This is a genomic window from Massilia varians, from assembly GCF_027923905.1.
In the GTDB taxonomy this organism is placed as follows: Bacteria; Pseudomonadota; Gammaproteobacteria; order Burkholderiales; family Burkholderiaceae_D; genus Telluria; species Telluria varians_B.
Genome location: NZ_AP026966.1, coordinates 4,262,446 through 4,276,582, shown reverse-complemented (window position 1 = coordinate 4,276,582; position 14,137 = coordinate 4,262,446). Strand labels below are relative to the sequence as shown.

General features: G+C 65.5%; 16 protein-coding genes and 1 tRNA gene. 2 read left to right on the top strand and 15 right to left on the bottom strand.

Annotated features, from left to right (window positions below; genetic code table 11):
- Nucleotides 1-77 precede the first annotated feature (77 nt).
- A complete protein-coding gene (locus MasN3_RS19345) occupies nt 78-260 on the bottom strand; it encodes a hypothetical protein (protein ID WP_281909410.1) in 183 nt (60 codons plus the stop codon).
- Between the two features lie 255 nt (nt 261-515).
- Between MasN3_RS19345 and MasN3_RS19340 the strand changes: the two genes are divergently transcribed.
- On the top strand, nt 516-2,411 hold the full coding sequence (locus MasN3_RS19340) for an MFS transporter (RefSeq protein WP_281909408.1): 1,896 nt from the start codon (nt 516-518) through the stop codon (nt 2,409-2,411).
- A gap of 40 nt (nt 2,412-2,451) precedes the next feature.
- Here MasN3_RS19340 and MasN3_RS19335 read toward each other — a convergent pair whose 3' ends face one another.
- Complete coding sequence (locus tag MasN3_RS19335; protein WP_281909407.1) at nt 2,452-2,592, bottom strand: hypothetical protein; 141 nt, start codon at nt 2,590-2,592, stop codon at nt 2,452-2,454.
- A 132-nt stretch (nt 2,593-2,724) separates the two neighbouring features.
- On the opposite strand from MasN3_RS19335, the gene MasN3_RS25325 reads away from it, so the two are divergent.
- Nucleotides 2,725-2,916 carry a DUF1353 domain-containing protein gene (locus MasN3_RS25325; RefSeq protein ID WP_370662372.1) on the top strand — a complete coding sequence of 64 codons (192 nt, stop codon included), beginning with the start codon at nt 2,725-2,727 and terminating at the stop codon, nt 2,914-2,916.
- Nucleotides 2,917-2,938: 22 nt separating this feature from the next.
- On the opposite strand, the gene MasN3_RS19330 is transcribed toward MasN3_RS25325, so the two are convergent.
- The 13 genes from MasN3_RS19330 to MasN3_RS19270 all read right to left on the bottom strand — a co-directional run bounded on the left by MasN3_RS19330 (nt 2,939) and on the right by MasN3_RS19270 (nt 13,833).
- Nucleotides 2,939-3,331 carry a T6SS effector amidase Tae4 family protein gene (locus MasN3_RS19330; RefSeq protein ID WP_281909404.1) on the bottom strand — a complete coding sequence of 131 codons (393 nt, stop codon included), beginning with the start codon at nt 3,329-3,331 and terminating at the stop codon, nt 2,939-2,941.
- Nucleotides 3,332-3,419: 88 nt separating this feature from the next.
- The gene (locus MasN3_RS19325; RefSeq protein WP_281909402.1) at nt 3,420-3,773 is read right to left on the bottom strand and encodes a Rap1a/Tai family immunity protein; all 354 of its coding nucleotides are present in this window, start codon (nt 3,771-3,773) and stop codon (nt 3,420-3,422) included.
- The gene (locus MasN3_RS19320; protein ID WP_281909399.1) at nt 3,770-4,264 is read right to left on the bottom strand and encodes an Hcp family type VI secretion system effector; all 495 of its coding nucleotides are present in this window, start codon (nt 4,262-4,264) and stop codon (nt 3,770-3,772) included. Before MasN3_RS19320 ends, MasN3_RS19325 begins: the two co-directional genes overlap by 4 nt.
- A 693-nt stretch (nt 4,265-4,957) precedes the next feature.
- Nucleotides 4,958-5,896 (bottom strand): IS5-like element ISEcl7 family transposase, encoded by a 939-nt coding sequence (locus tag MasN3_RS19315; RefSeq protein ID WP_045911956.1) that lies wholly within the window; start codon nt 5,894-5,896, stop codon nt 4,958-4,960.
- Nucleotides 5,897-6,607: 711 nt separating this feature from the next.
- Nucleotides 6,608-6,684 (bottom strand) — tRNA-Pro (locus MasN3_RS19310).
- Nucleotides 6,685-6,793: 109 nt separating this feature from the next.
- The gene (locus tag MasN3_RS19305) at nt 6,794-7,945 is read right to left on the bottom strand and encodes a glycosyltransferase family 9 protein (protein WP_281909398.1); all 1,152 of its coding nucleotides are present in this window, start codon (nt 7,943-7,945) and stop codon (nt 6,794-6,796) included.
- Nucleotides 7,942-8,508 carry a D-glycero-alpha-D-manno-heptose-1,7-bisphosphate 7-phosphatase gene (locus MasN3_RS19300; RefSeq protein WP_281909396.1) on the bottom strand — a complete coding sequence of 189 codons (567 nt, stop codon included), beginning with the start codon at nt 8,506-8,508 and terminating at the stop codon, nt 7,942-7,944. The genes MasN3_RS19305 and MasN3_RS19300 overlap by 4 nt, the downstream gene beginning before the upstream one ends.
- The gene (locus tag MasN3_RS19295) at nt 8,505-9,248 is read right to left on the bottom strand and encodes an SDR family oxidoreductase (protein ID WP_281909394.1); all 744 of its coding nucleotides are present in this window, start codon (nt 9,246-9,248) and stop codon (nt 8,505-8,507) included. Before MasN3_RS19295 ends, MasN3_RS19300 begins: the two co-directional genes overlap by 4 nt.
- Entirely contained in the window at nt 9,245-10,672 is a 1,428-nt protein-coding gene (locus tag MasN3_RS19290; protein ID WP_281909393.1) for a glycosyltransferase, read from the bottom strand. Before MasN3_RS19290 ends, MasN3_RS19295 begins: the two co-directional genes overlap by 4 nt.
- Nucleotides 10,669-11,640, bottom strand: a complete 972-nt coding sequence (locus MasN3_RS19285) for a glycosyltransferase family 4 protein (RefSeq protein ID WP_281909392.1) — start codon at nt 11,638-11,640, stop codon at nt 10,669-10,671. The genes MasN3_RS19290 and MasN3_RS19285 overlap by 4 nt, the downstream gene beginning before the upstream one ends.
- Nucleotides 11,641-11,647: 7 nt before the next feature.
- Nucleotides 11,648-12,637, bottom strand: a complete 990-nt coding sequence (locus tag MasN3_RS19280) for a glycosyltransferase family 2 protein (RefSeq protein ID WP_281909389.1) — start codon at nt 12,635-12,637, stop codon at nt 11,648-11,650.
- 204 nt (nt 12,638-12,841) lie between these two features.
- On the bottom strand, nt 12,842-13,159 hold the full coding sequence (locus MasN3_RS19275; RefSeq protein WP_281909387.1) for a hypothetical protein: 318 nt from the start codon (nt 13,157-13,159) through the stop codon (nt 12,842-12,844).
- Nucleotides 13,156-13,833 (bottom strand): hypothetical protein, encoded by a 678-nt coding sequence (locus tag MasN3_RS19270; RefSeq protein WP_281909385.1) that lies wholly within the window; start codon nt 13,831-13,833, stop codon nt 13,156-13,158. Before MasN3_RS19270 ends, MasN3_RS19275 begins: the two co-directional genes overlap by 4 nt.
- Between the last annotated feature and the right edge of the window lie 304 nt (nt 13,834-14,137).

The following is a 14,137-nucleotide window of genomic DNA, read 5'->3' as shown; positions in this document are numbered from 1 at the left end:
GGAGGGCCGGGCATGACATGATTCAATTTTGCGGCCATGTTCGCAAAATTGAATCATTTTTTTTGCCCGGACGCGCATCAAGCCTGGGGCAGGCCGAGCTGCTGCATCGCATGCGGGGGCAGGGCATCCTGCCAGGCTGGTGGCGCGGTGTCCTCATCGTCGATGAAGGCACAGGACAGGGCCAGCATGTCGTGTTCGATGTGGTCGAACAGCGCGGTTGTCACGCTGGCGTAGCGGAGGAGGAAGTCGGAAGAAGTCATCCGCGGATTCTACCTGCGCTGCGCTGCACAATCGTGTTGTATGCACGGGTGCTTGAGACGTTTCAATCAAGTTTATCAATGCCTCCGGTTGACATGGCGCGCCGCTTGAACCGTTTGGCGGTCTATGCTTTTTACCCATGCGGTATCGCCAGCCGACACTTTAGGGTTTAGTATCGGCGACGCAACAATAAAACCGGGCAAACCAGCCGCTGCGCTGTTGTAGATTACGCCTTCCACCGTTCACGAGCCACCCGCATGAGCCAACCGAGCCAGTTTTCCCTGCTGACCCAGCGCCGCTTCGGCCCCTTTTTCTGGACCCAGTTCTTTGGTGCATTCAACGACAACCTGTTCAAGACCGCGTTGCTGGTGGCGCTGACCTTCGATACGGCGAACTGGACCACGCAGGATCCGGGCATGCTGAACAACCTGATCGCCGGCCTGTTCATCCTGCCCTTCGTGCTGTTCTCGGCGACCTCCGGCCAGATCGCCGACAAGTTCGACAAGGCGCGCATGGCCAGGTTCGTCAAGCTGCTGGAAATCGCCATCATGCTGGTGGCGGGCATCGGCTGGCTGACCCATACCTTGTGGGTCCTGGTCGCGGCCGTGGTCGGCATGGGCCTGCACTCGACCCTGTTCGGGCCGGTCAAGTATGCCTACCTGCCGCAGCACCTGAAATCCGACGAGCTGGTGGGCGGCAATGGCGTGATCGAGATGGGCACTTTCGTCGGCATCCTGCTGGGCGAGGTCGCGGGCACGCTGCTGGTCGGCGTCAAGCCCTGGGGCATCGAGCTGGTCGCCGGCGGGACGCTCGTGTGCGCGGTGCTGGGCCTGGTCGCCAGCTGGCGCATTCCGCCGTCGCCGGCGCCGGTGCCGGACCTGACAATCAGCCGCAACCCCTTCGCCGAATCGATCCGCAACCTGAAGTTCTCGAGCCAGAACCGCACCGTGTTCCTGTCGATGCTGGGCAATTCCTGGTTCTGGTTCTACGGCGCGCTGATGCTGTCGCAGTTCCCCCTGTACGCCAAGGATTACCTGCACGGCGACCACAGCGTGATCATGCTGCTCCTGACCGTGTTCTCGCTCGGGATCGGCGCCGGCTCGCTGCTGTGCGAAAAGCTGTCGGGCCGCAAGGTGGAGATCGGCCTGGTGCCCTTCGGCGCGATCGGCCTGTCGGTGTTCGGCATCGACCTGTATTTCGCCAGCGTGGCCTATGCCGAGCTCAACGGCGCTGCGACTGTCGGCGCCCTGACGCTGCTCGGCCTGCCGGGCGCGTGGCGCATCATGCTCGACCTGGTCCTGATCGGCATATTCGGCGGTCTGTTCATCGTACCGCTGTTCGCCCTGATCCAGACCCGCTGCGACCAGAAGCACGTCTCGCGCACCATCGCCGGCATGAACATCCTGAATGCGCTGTTCATGGTGGCGGCCGCCGGCCTGGCCATCGTGCTGCTGGGGCAGGGCTTCACGATTCCCGAGATGTTCCTGGTGACGGCGCTGCTCAACGCCTGCGTGGCGGTGTACATCTTCTCGCTGGTGCCGGAATTCCTGATGCGCTTCCTGGCCTGGCTCCTGATTCATACCGGCTACCGGGTACGCACCATCGACGCCGACCGCATCCCCGCGCAGGGCGCGGCGGTGCTGGTCTGCAACCACGTGAGCTATGTCGACGCGCTCGTCATCGGCGCCGCCAGCCCGCGCCCGATCCGCTTCGTGATGGACCACCGCATCTTCAAGACGCCTTTCCTGCGCTGGATCTTCCGCGCCGCCAAGGCGATCCCGATCGCACCGGGCAAGGAAGACCCGTTCATGATGGAGCGCGCGTTCGTCGACATCGCGGAAGCGCTGCACCAGGGGGAGCTGGTGTGCATCTTCCCGGAAGGCAAACTGACCCATACCGGCGAGATCAACGCGTTCCGCAGCGGGATCGCGAAGATCGTCGAGCGCAGCAAGGTGCCGGTGATTCCGATGGCGCTACGCGGACTGTGGGGCAGCGTGTTCACGCGCGACCGGTCGAACGTGTTCGAGCGTTCGTTCGCGCGCGGGATTCGCTCGAAACTGGCGCTGGCGGTGGGCCAGCCGGTGGCGCCGGAGGCGGCGTCGCCGGAGTACCTGCAGCAGCAGGTGCTGGCGCTCAGGGGCGATTGGAAATAAGCGCAGGCTGCCGCGCCGGGCGCGGGCAGCCGTCACATCGTCAGGATGCGTTCGATATCGACTTCTGCTGCTTGTTCTGCCGATAGAAGAACAAACCCATGGTTGCCGTCGCAAGCACAAGGAGAACGCTTGCAGGATCGACGGTGACGTTGACGCGAACGTCTACTTTGACGTCTTTCATATCTTTTCCTCGGATGCAGGGTTGAGTAGAAATGAGGTCTTGCCGATGCTCTTGAGGGGCCGGCATGTCGATCTAAAGCAAAGCATGGCCCATTGAACAGACGAGTTCGGGACGGATCGGGGATCGCGTGATATTCTGACGCCGTTCAGCCAGCTAGCTGGCCGCCGCTACCTGTACAGCACCGATGCCTGCTCGCGCAAGCTGGACGACGAGGTATTCGCCGAGGCCTCAAAGGCGTGCGGCGTACCGCCCTGGCGCCGCGCGCCGATGTGGCTGGGCGTTCGGCTGTTGGCGGCTCTCGCTACACTGCCGCGCCGCCGGTAACTTCGTAACCCGAACTGGCCGGCTACTTCAGCGGCCAGAACCAAGTCTCTGCGCTCGACCAGTAGCAGCTCGTCCCGCACGCGCTCACGCCGCCGAGTAGAGGTCCCACGATATCGATGTGCCCTCCATCGTAGAGACCAGGCGTCAGGCGGAAGAACGACACGATACCGCTGCGGTTCCCGATCCTCGTTATCGATCCCGGCCCCTTGTATTTCTCGGGCTTGCCGAGCATGGACGGCAGCGCCAGGATTTGCGACAGCTTCGCCTGCCCTGGCTCGATCTTCTTACCCTTGTGCGGGTCTGCCCTGATCGGAATGCGGCCACCTGGGATCGTGACGCTCGATCGAATCAGTGCTAAGCTGACTCGGATCGCGCAGGTGTTTTCGTAGGCCGGATTTCGATCAAGTCGTCCCATCCGATCTGCCGGAACAAGGTTTCGCGGTCCACGGCGTGCTTGCGTGGGTAGTTCTTCATGAGGGCGCTGAAAGGGATTTGCAGCATAGCTACCTCCCTGCGGGGCAAGGAAAGCGCCCGATGTACAGGCGCACCAGCTCGTCGGCGGCACTGCCCGGCATCGAGCCCGCCCGCTTGCGCAGTTCGGCCCAGATCCGGTCATCGACCTCCGACGGCTTCATGCCAGATGGTGCGCACCAGAGCTTCCCCTGGGTTGCATCGACCACGCCGGCCTGGTAGCCCTCCGCATAGCGCTGCGTGTAGGCGGCGTCCGGGCGCTGGGCCTGGCCAGATACCTGCGCCACAAAGTCGTTGCCGGACAGGTGCCAGGGGAACACGCCCAGCGGCCGGGCCGCCGCGCCACAGGCCACTACCAGGGCGAGAAACAGGGCGGCGCGCTTCATGCTGCGATCCGGTTCGAGGATAAGTCCCAGCCGCCGGCCGTGTTGCCGCCACCGCCGCCGCCGATCTTCTGCTTGGCGTACTTCCACCGGATCTTCGAAAACTTGAGACCCAGGCTCTCGCTCGGGAAGTCGCCATCGCCAAAGCTGGGGGCCACGTGCCCGATCAGCACGTTCTCGAGCTCGACCTCAAAATACTTGACCGGGTTGCCATCGCCGTCCGCGCGCTGCATCTCCAGCTTCGCTTTCGGGATCGTCTTGCCGCACGCGCACAGCTGCGCAAGCAAGGGCGACGCCATGTCGACCAGCTTGCTGATGTTGATCTCGCTGATCTCGCATCGCTCCGCCGTGTGGCCGCCGCCCGTCGACGCTGTGGCGCTGCGCGGCTGCGCGACGGACCAGTGCACGGAAGTGCACTCGATCCAGTCCTTGTGCTTGTCGTCGGTGGACTCGCCCTTGACGCCGTCGATCTGTAGGTAAAAATCCGCTGCCATATTGCCTCCTTGTGTGATGAGGCAATGGTTGCAGAGTTAGGTTTACAGCAACTTGTTAACCGTCAACGGCAGGCCGGGGCGACATCAAGGGAGTTCCATCGGCGCCAGGATGCAGCAGCAACCGGGCACCAGATCGAGGGCAAGCGCAGTTAGCGATTACTGGATTAGCAGGGCGTCGTATTTGCCAGCAGCTGAACTGTCTTCATCGTAAGGAATACCGAGCGCCTCGATCTTCAATCGCTTCAGCAGTATCAGCAGTTAGCAGTGTCAGGTCTGACATTCAGACACGAGCTGAGCAATACAAGGAAGTAATGCTCGAGTTCGTGTTCAAATGTCAACCTGACCCGCAATGCTCAAAATGGGATCGCATGGATACTGGGCTTTAGGCGAGCTTAGCAGTAGATTTTGTGGAGCAGACCTCCACCCCCGCATGGTTGAGCGGTTCTCCAAGCAACTTCCAAGCTTAAGAGAAGAAAGCTAGCTTCGAGAATTTATCAGAACGGTTGCTTTTGCACCGATATCCATAACTTGCTCGACTACCGGGCCAATTCGGATTGTTTCACCTGCCATAGTCAGCTCAAGTGTTTTGGTGTTGAGATGCTGAAGGTAACGAGCTTTGAACTTATTGCCACCTTCGAGTGGCTTTGTTGCATAAATCAATTGAGCGCGTAGTACCCCAAACCCCAGACGGATTTACGGCATGGTCACCGCTACGGTCGTGGGCGTGCCCAAGCGCGTGAAGCGATTGAGGATGGCGGCACGGACCTGCAACTCGGCGACCTGACGGTCGAAGTCGCGCGCCATGACGCGTTCACCAAGCAGCTTGAAGCAACGCATTTTGGTCTCGACAAGGCTGCGCCGGTGATACCCGCTCCACTTTTTCCAGATCTTCCGGCCAAGCCGGCGGGTGGCCGCCAGGATGGCATTGCGCGCTTTGGCACCGGGACGCTGGTCCTTCCATGGCTTGGCGTTCTTGCGTGTCGGAATGAGTGCCTGCGCTCCGCGTTGTGCAATCGCTTCGTGGCAGCCTTTCGTGTCGTAGGCGCCGTCGCCACTGACGCTCGCGACAACCTCCTCGGTGGGTATCTGGTCGAGCAAGCACGGCAGCATTGGGGCATCGCCGGTGGCATTGTCGGTCACCTCGATCGCCCGGATTTCCAGCGTGGCCGCGTCAATGCCAAGGTGGATCTTGCGCCATTGGCGACGGTAGTCGGCACCATGTTTCTTCGTCTTCCACTCGCCTTCGCCCAGCATCTTGATGCCTGTACTGTCGACCAGCAGGTGCAATCCCGTCGTCGTCGGCTGCGCTCCGATCGTCACCGAAAGACGCTTCTGGCGCCGGCTGACCGTGCTGAAGTCGGGCACTTGCCAGTCCAGTCCGGCCAACCCGAGCAGACTCTGCGTCATACCCATGGCCTGGCGCAAGGGCAGATTGAACAGGCCCTTAACGGTCAGGCAGAACTGGACCGCCGCCTCGCTGTACTTCGGACTGCGGCCCCGCTTGCCGCTCGCACTGCCGTGCCAGCACATGTCCTTGTCCAGCCAGATCAGCAGCGAGCCGCGGGCTTTCAATGCCGCGTTGTAGTCTTTCCAGTTGGTCGTTCGGTACTTCAGCTTTACGGGAGCAATCATGCCGTCAGTTTACCCGTGCTGCGCCTCGGCCGCTGATGGGCCGATTTGTGCAACAAAGCCCCTTCGAGTGTAAAAAACTCTGCTGTGTCGTCGCTTACCATACGATGCAGCAGGATGCCGTCATGGGCCGCTTCTAAATGGCGATCCATGCGCTCATCAAAATGTTCTAAATAGTTCCGAGCATTGACAATAGCGGTGAAGTCGTACCCCTCACAACCAAGAAGACGTTGGAGTCGAAGAGCTCTCCTTTTTCTTTTTTCAGTCCCCTTCTTGGGTTCCGTAAGAAGCTTGGCAACGTTGCTCGCAAAGACTAAGAGGCTATGTGCAATAGCCTGAAGTCCAATGGCAGTTGGCGCCTCAGCAAAACCAATTTCATCTGTGCGAAAGATGCTTCTACAAAAAACACTGCGTTGCGATCTCGCTTACAAAAAAATGATCGCCTGCGTCTTCTGGCATGTGCCCAGTTCCTTTTCGAGACCAAACTCTAGTGATATCAGGCGTTGGTTTTTGAGTCAAAGTTTCCCCCAGTACATAGCACAGCTCTTGACCTTATCTGGCCTAGTGCATCCTACTGGGAAAAGATCTCTGTGCCCTTGGGGCAGGCGCTCAATTTGGTTTTCGCGGGCCGTTCATGCTGCGAAATATTAGATGAACATCTAATATTCAGTGCTGGAGATCTGTACAGCTTTCGCCGTAAGTGTTTGATTTTGTTGGTCGGGGCGAGAGGATTCGAACCTCCGACCCCCTGCACCCCATGCAGGTACGCTACCAGGCTGCGCTACGCCCCGACGAACTCTGAAATTATATCAGAGCTCGTCCAAATACTTGAGTTTTTGTAATAGGTTTGTGCTTAGTTTTTTGCGCTTGCGCACACAAGCCACGTCAATACGGTCCGATTCAGGCGAAGGCAAGGGCCGTGTCGTCGGTGCGCGCCGGCCTGTGCGGGGCGGCGGCCAGCAGCTCGGCGGCGGCTTCCAGCACGGTGCGTGGCGCAAGTAGATCGAGGCAGGCATGGTGGCCTTCCGGACAAGTGCTGCGCAGGCAGTTGCGGCAACTGACGTCGTGAAACAGCAGGCGGTGCGCCACGCGCCAGGGCGTGTGCTGGGGATTGGTCAGCGCGTACAGGTCGACCAGCGGCGTGCCGACCGCTGCCGCGATATGGGCAGGCCCGGTGTTGCCGGTGATGAGCAGGCGCGCGCCGCGGATCAGCGCGCCCAGTTCTCCCAGCCCGAGCTTGCCGATCAGGGAGCGCGCCGGGCTGCGCCAGCCGTCGGTCAGTGGGCGCAGCGTCTCGGCGTCGTCGCCGTCGCCGGTGAGGATGAGATTGTGGCTGAACCGCCTGCGCAACATGCCGATCAATACCAGCCAGTGGCGGATGGGATAGCGGCGCGAGGCAGCGCTCGCGCCTGCATGCAGCACCAGGTAGGGCGCCGCCGGATCGACCGCTGCTTCTTCCAGCATGGTACTGACGCGTGCGGCGTCCTCGGCCGGAACGGCAAAAGAAAGCGCGGTGTCCGACGTCGCGCAGCCGACGTCGGCCACCAGGTCGAGCTGGCGCTGCACTTCGTGGCGGGTCGCGCGTTCGCGCTCGCGCTCGGGCACCCAGTGGGTGAGCAGCTGGTAGGGATTCTCGCGGCAGGAGGCCAGCCGCAAGGGAATGCCCGCCAGCTGGCACAGCAGCGCGGCCGGCAGGGGGCTTTGTGAGTAGGAAGTAAAGGTGACGGCGGCGTCGAAGCGCAATGCGGCGAGCTGCGCGGCGCATTCCTGCAGCGCTGCGGCGCTCGCCGCTTCCTCGTGCTTCATCCAGGGGGCGCGAAAGCCGATCGCGGCGTCCAGCTCGGGGAGGTAGGGCACCGCCGCCGCACCCGATGGGGAGCTGAGCAGGGTCAGGTGACAGCCCGGCAGCGATTGGCGCAGGCCCCGGATCGCCGGGGTGCACATGAGGACGTCGCCGAGCGAATCGAGCCGGACGCACAGGATGCGCCGCGCGGCCTGCCAGGGCCTGGAGGTGCGGACGCCCACCGGCGCCTCGTGGTGAGCCAGCCTCACAGCCGCGCCTCCTCGTGCGCGGCGATCAGCACGGCCGCCGCATACAGGTCGGGCGCCATGCGGGTGGGCACGCGGCGCGGACCGAGCCGCCATTCGGTCTCGTTGCCGTTGTCGATCAGCAGCGTGCGGCAACCGGCGCGGTTGCCGGCTTCGACGTCGTGCAGGATGTCGCCGATCATCCAGGACTCGCGCAGGTTGATGCCGTGCTCGTGCGCTGCCTTGATGAGCATGCCGGGCGAGGGCTTGCGGCAGGCGCAGATCATGGCATAGCTGCCGACCGTGCCCAGCGGGTGGTGCGGGCAGTAATAGAAGCCGTCCAGCGACAGGCTTTCGCGGAACAGCAGGTCGGCCAGGCGGTCGGCGACCGGCCCCATGGCGTCTTCGCCGAAGCAGCCGTGCGCGATGCCGGACTGGTTGGTCACGACGAAGAAGCGGTAGTCGAGCCGGGCCAGCAGCCGCAGGGCGGCGCCGGCGCCGCTGACCAGCTGGATCCGGCGCGGCTCGACGTTGTAGGGCAGGTCGTCGACCAGGGTGCCGTCCTTGTCGAGGAAGATCGCTTTCATGGCCAGGAGGTTTCGCGCAGCGGCAGGACGGTCAGTTCGGCGACCACCGTGGTGGGCGGCAGCACCAGCACGGAATGGATGGCGTCGGCGACGTCGGCGGGGTCTTGCAGGCTGTCGGCGTCGAGGTCGGGGAAGCGCTCGAGCAGGAAGGGCGTGCGCATGCCGCCGGCGATCACGGCGGTGACGCGGATGTTTTCCGGCCGCAGTTCGGCGTGCAGGGCGTGCGACAGCCCCAGCAGGCCCCATTTGCTGGCGTGATAGGCGCTGGCGTTGGGCCAGGCGCGCTTGGCGGCGGTGGAGGCGATGTTGACGATGTGGCCGGCGCCATGGCGGCGCATGGCGCCGGCCGCGTACTTGGACAGCAGGAAGGGCGCCGTCAGGTTGGTGCCCACCACGCGCAGCCAGTCCTGGTCGGTGAGCTCGGCGATCGGCAGGGTAACGTCGGTGCCGGCGTTGTTGACGAGGATGTCGAGGCGGCCCAGCACGTCGACCGCGTGCTCCACCACGCGCGGCGCCACGGTCGGGTCGGCGATGTCGACGCCCAGGGCATGCGCCTGCGCGCCCTGTTCGCGCAGCTGCGCCATGTGGTCGGCCAGGCGCGCGGCCTGCCGGTCGACCCCGAAGATGCTGGCGCCGGAGGCGGCCAGGCGGCGTGCCAGTGCGGCGCCCAGGCCGCTGGCGGCGCCGGTCACCAGTACGACCTTGCCTTGCAGGGAAGGATGCTGCGTCGAGTTACTCATGGGCTCCTCAGGGTGATTGCGTTGGGATAGGCCGCGGCCTGGGCCGTGGACCGGGTGGCGTCCAGCACGTCGGCGTAGATGGCGGCCAGCTGGGAGGCAACGTTGCGCCAGGTGTAGTGCTCGCAGGCGCGGCGGCGCCCGGCTTCGCCCATGGCGCGCGCCAGCTCGGGATGGCGGTGCAGGCGCGCCAGCCGCTCGGCCAGCGCTAGCGGGTCGCGCGAGGGGACCAGGAAACCGGTCACGCCGTCGTTGACCGTGCTCTTGATGCCGCCCACCTCGGCGCCGATCACGGGACGCGCGCAGGCCATCGCCTCGACCGGCGTGATGCCGAAGGGTTCGTACCAGGGCGTGCTGGCGAAGACGTTGGCGGCGCCGTAGTAGTCGCGCAGGACGGCGCGCGGCTGCTGGCCGGTGAAGCGCACGTGCGCCGCGATGCCGAGGTCGGCCGCGACACTGCGCAGGCGCGCCAGCTCGAGGCGGTCGCCGCCGCCGGCGCCGGCCTGGCCCTTGACGTCGCCGCCCACCACCAGCAGCTGGGCGTCGACGCCGTGGCGGTGGCGCAGCATGGCCACCCCCTGGATGACGGTGTCGACGCCCTTGCGCGGCACCATGCGTCCTAACTGGAGCACGATGAAGCGGCCCGCATCGAGGCCCAGGCGGGCGCGCGCTTCAAGCATCGGCACCGGCCACAGTTCGTCGGGCGCGAAGCCGCAGGGCGCGATGGCGATGCGCGAGAGCGGCGCGCCGTAGAGCCGTTCCATGTCGTAGCGGTCTTGCGGACATTCGGCGATGACGCGGTCGGCCGCGCGCATCAGCGCGGCTTCGATGCGCATGCGCTCGGTCGGAAAGGTGTCGGCCGTGCCCTGCGCCAGGCGCCGGACCCGGCCCAGCGCATGGAAGGTAATGACGAAGGGCAGTCCGAGCGCCGCCTTCAGGTGCTGGGCGACCATGCCCGACATGAAGAAGTTGGCATGCGCGATGTCGTAGGCGGCCGGCTGGCGCCGCGCGAAGCGGGTGACGTAGCGCGCGAACGCATCGACGTGCGGCAGCAGCTGTTCTTTCGGCACGTGGCGCGGCGGCCCGGCCGGCACGTGGATGACGCGGATGCCGTCATGCCAGTGCGCGACCTGGCGCTGTTTGGGGGTGTCGCGGCGCGTGAACACGTCGACCCGGTGCCCGGCGCGCGCCAGCTCGCGCGCCAACTGTGCCACGTAGACGTTCTGGCCGCCGCAGTCGACGCTGCCGGGGGCGGCCAGCGGCGAGGCGTGCTCGCTGATGATGGCGATGCGGCGGCGAATTCCCGCGCTTCCGGCGCTCCCGGCAACCAGGAGGGGCGGCGCCGGCGCCGCCTCGGCCTGCGCCGCTGCGTGCGCCGCCGCCACTGCCGCCACGTTCGCCGCGGCCTGGACTTCATCGAGTTTCATACATGCTCCTGCCGGGCCGTGCCCAGGCCGGTGACGTGGCGCAGCGCGGCATCCCAGTCGCTGCTGAAGCGGCCGATCGAAAAGCGGTCGCGTGCGGTACGGCGGGCGCCTTCGCCGAGGTGGCGGGCCAGTTGCGGCTCGTCGAGCAGGGCCTGCATGTGCGCGAGCAGCGGCGCCAGATCCGTCGCGGTGTAGCCGGACACGCCGTTCTGGATGACGGTGGCCATTTCGGCGGTGGCGAACGTGACCACCGGGAGCCCGGCCATCATGGCCTCGATCACGCCCAGTCCCAGGCTCGAGTAGCGGATCGGGCTGAACAGGAAGCGGTAGCGCGCCATCAAGGCGGGCAGCCGGGTGTGCTCGATTTCGCCGAGGCCGCCGAGTTCTTCCGCGCCCATGCCGACCAGGTCGAGCGGCAGCGCCCGGCGCGCCTCCAGGAACAGGTCGGGCCCCATGCGCCGGCCGCGCCGCGCCAGGTGGTTGGTGACCACCAGGCCGCGCGCCAGCTCGCCGCTGTACCCCACCCCGTGCGGCGCCGGCACGCCGTGTTCGATCACGCGCACGGGCGTGCGGCCGTTGTCCCACATGAGGGCGTTGAACGGGGTAACGTGCACCAGCAGCACGCCCGGATCGTCGACCGGATGGGGCGTGTTGGTGGGGTGGGCAAGCGGCGGATCGTGTTCGAGGTAGATGCGCGGCAGCGCCCGCTGGGCCGGCGTCAGGAATTCGTACTGGTCTTTCTCCCACTGGTAATCGTCCTGGAACAGGATGCAGTCGAATTCGTGGTGGCGCGCGTGCTCGACGGGGAGATCGTGCACGTTGTCGCGCCAGGGCATGCTGCCGCAACGGCCGCCGTAGCCGGGCGGGCTGCCCGGCTTGGACAGGACGTAAAAGTCGTGCGGCGCATGCGACAGGTAGTGCAGGTAGCTGCCGTGGGTGTGCCAGGTGAGGACCTTCAGTCTGCGCATGGCGGCCTCAGGCGAAACGGACGCGGTAGCGCACGGCGCCGGCCAGGCGCCAGAATACGGCCAGCGGCGGCAGCAGCGCCGAGGTGATGACGATGTCGGCCACGTGCGCGGGCGTGTGCGCGACGCCGCGCAGCCGGTGCGCGCACAGGCGGCCGGTGAGCAGCAGCCAGCCCGCGAAGGCCAGGCCGGCCAGCAGCGGCAGGCCGGCCAGCAGCCCGGCCAGGGCCAGCAGCAGCACGCCGACGATCACATAGTGATCCCAGCGCGGGCGCGCCTCGACCTTCTGGCGGTACAGCGCCGGATGCTTCTTGTAGAGCAGGGCGTCGAACACCGCGTGGCGGATCTGCAGCAGGCTGGCGCCCCAGGGCATGGGGCGGATCGGGTGGACCACCAGCGCGCGCGGCGCGCGCACGATGCCCACGCCGTGCTCCAGCAGGCGGAAATACATGTCCGCATCGCTGCCGCGCGGCACGCTGAAGCGCTCGTCGAAGCCGTCGAGCCGCTCCAGCGCGGTCTTGCGGAAGAAGCAGCTGGCGCTGCTGAAGTCGGCGGCCTCGTGTCCGTGGGCACTGCGCTGGTATTCGGTGGGACGGGCCGGGACCGGGGTCTGGATGCGTCCGCAGACCACGTCGGCGTCGTCGCGCAAGGCGGCCAGACCTTCGGCCAGCCAGCCCGGTTCCGGGACCGCGTCGTCGCTGGTGAAGGCGACGATGGGCGCGCGAGCGGCGCGCCAGCCGCGGTTGCGGCTCGATGCCGGCCCGACCGGCCCCGGGTTGGCGACGTAGGACAGGCGCGGGCCGCGCTCGAGCATGCGGGTGCGCCAGCCTGCGACCAGGTGCAGGGTGTTGTGATTGGGCTCATCGTCGACGACGATGATCTCGACCTGGCGCGGATCGAACTGCTGGCGCATCAGCGCGTCCAGGCAGCGGTCGAGCAGGTCCATGCGGCCACAGGCGGGCACCACCACCGAGACCGCGAGGGTTGCGTCTTGCGTCATGATTCGTCTCCGCGTTTTCTCCAGCACCTGCACCGTCACCGCCGTCGGCCTGGTTCGGCGGACAACGAGACGTGTTGAGTGCGGTTGGAGTCGCGTGGAAACGGACGGGTTCCGTCAGGATCTTGCGGCTTGGAGCTGCGTCAATGTTCGGCCCGGATGGGCCGGCGGAGGGAAAGGGGCGGCGCGGCCGCCCCGGACGGAAAATTACTGGCGCGAAAAGCCGGTGTCGTCGTCCATCTTGCGGTCGCCCGCCAGGCGGTTGGCGCCGGCCGGGCTTTTCGGCAACCCGCCGGCGACGTCGTTCGACTCGTGCACCGGGTTCTTTTCCGCCTTCACGCTCTGGCCCGGCTTCCAGCCCTCGTCCTCGCTGCGCGGACCGCTGTTGCCGGGGCTGCGCGGCAGGCCGCCGGTCACGTCGTTCGACTTGTGCGGCTCGGCCTTGCCTTCGCTGCCGGCTGGTCCGGTCTGCGAACCGTTGCGCTCGGTGCTCGATTGCCGGTTCTGGTCGTTTTGCTGGTTCATTCCTTGCTCCTCTGCTGGTTCACGGGATGCGGGCCGATCGCCATGCCGGTGCCTTCGCCGGTGCCGGCCGCGCTCTGCCGGTTGCCGTAGCCGACCTCGGCGCTCGTGCCCTGGGACTGGTAGGTTCCCGGCGCGGCGCCATGGTGGCGTCCGAGCGAGCCGCCCTGCAGCTCAGGCTGGGCCGCATCGTGTGGATTCATCGCATGCACGTCCTGGCTGTGGCCCTGCTGGTTGGCCGGGTGGGCGCGCAGGTCGGTGCCCGAATGGCTGTCGCGGTGGCCGACCGGCTGCTCCAACAGGCCCCAGGCGCCGGATCGCTGTTCCATCTGGCGCTGGTGGCTGTCGGTGATGCCCTGTTGCGGGCCCGAGCCGCCGGTCTGCTGGCTCTGCAGCGAGCCGCCCGGCAGGTCGTCGGGGACGGCACCGGGCAGGGTGGTCTCGTAGTCGGCGCGGCCACCGTCTTCGGCGGCCACTTCCTGGCGCTCCATGTGCGCCGGATCGCGGTCGGGATGCATTTCGTTCTCGCCGCGGATCATGTCCTGCCGGCCGGGACCCTGCGGATAGGTATGGTCCAGGGGGCCGCTGCCGGTGTTGCCCTTGGCGCCGGGCGTCCACTTTTCGTTCGCGCCGTTATTGGTCTGGTTGTTGACCTCGCTACGCTGGTTCGCGTCCATATCGACTCCTTTCGCTGTGTCGGTGCGGCGCACGCACGCCGTCTTGCAGGGCCATGATGCGCGCATTCATTTGAATACAGTATAGGAAGGGGTAGGGGGTCTGTGTAGGACGGATACTGAAGGGTTTGTTGACGACTGGAAGTACATTTTCGCTAGTGCATTTTCTGTCGCGTGAAGTCCTACAAAGTCATCTGAAAGCGTCCTATACCAGCATTCATCAGTGCTACCTAAGATGATTTCGCCGGTCACTCATCGGGCTTCGGGTTTGCCCGGCAACAGCCTGCCGCAGGAAGCGGCGGTTCAT

What these genes read in the sequence shown, in the direction of transcription:
- MasN3_RS19315 (WP_045911956.1), bottom strand. Translation starts at nt 5,896, where the DNA reads ATGATTGCTCCCGTAAAGCTGAAGTACCGAACGACCAACTGGAAAGAC.
- MasN3_RS19330 (WP_281909404.1), bottom strand. Translation starts at nt 3,331, where the DNA reads ATGGGACGACTTGATCGAAATCCGGCCTACGAAAACACCTGCGCGATC.
- MasN3_RS19325 (WP_281909402.1), bottom strand. Translation starts at nt 3,773, where the DNA reads ATGAAGCGCGCCGCCCTGTTTCTCGCCCTGGTAGTGGCCTGTGGCGCG.
- MasN3_RS19275 (WP_281909387.1), bottom strand. Translation starts at nt 13,159, where the DNA reads ATGAACCAGCAAAACGACCAGAACCGGCAATCGAGCACCGAGCGCAAC.
- MasN3_RS19290 (WP_281909393.1), bottom strand. Translation starts at nt 10,672, where the DNA reads ATGAAACTCGATGAAGTCCAGGCCGCGGCGAACGTGGCGGCAGTGGCG.
- MasN3_RS19280 (WP_281909389.1), bottom strand. Translation starts at nt 12,637, where the DNA reads ATGACGCAAGACGCAACCCTCGCGGTCTCGGTGGTGGTGCCCGCCTGT.
- MasN3_RS19270 (WP_281909385.1), bottom strand. Translation starts at nt 13,833, where the DNA reads ATGGACGCGAACCAGCGTAGCGAGGTCAACAACCAGACCAATAACGGC.
- MasN3_RS19285 (WP_281909392.1), bottom strand. Translation starts at nt 11,640, where the DNA reads ATGCGCAGACTGAAGGTCCTCACCTGGCACACCCACGGCAGCTACCTG.
- MasN3_RS19335 (WP_281909407.1), bottom strand. Translation starts at nt 2,592, where the DNA reads ATGAAAGACGTCAAAGTAGACGTTCGCGTCAACGTCACCGTCGATCCT.
- MasN3_RS19340 (WP_281909408.1), top strand. Translation starts at nt 516, where the DNA reads ATGAGCCAACCGAGCCAGTTTTCCCTGCTGACCCAGCGCCGCTTCGGC.
- MasN3_RS19300 (WP_281909396.1), bottom strand. Translation starts at nt 8,508, where the DNA reads ATGAAAGCGATCTTCCTCGACAAGGACGGCACCCTGGTCGACGACCTG.
- MasN3_RS19320 (WP_281909399.1), bottom strand. Translation starts at nt 4,264, where the DNA reads ATGGCAGCGGATTTTTACCTACAGATCGACGGCGTCAAGGGCGAGTCC.
- MasN3_RS19345 (WP_281909410.1), bottom strand. Translation starts at nt 260, where the DNA reads ATGACTTCTTCCGACTTCCTCCTCCGCTACGCCAGCGTGACAACCGCG.
- MasN3_RS19295 (WP_281909394.1), bottom strand. Translation starts at nt 9,248, where the DNA reads ATGAGTAACTCGACGCAGCATCCTTCCCTGCAAGGCAAGGTCGTACTG.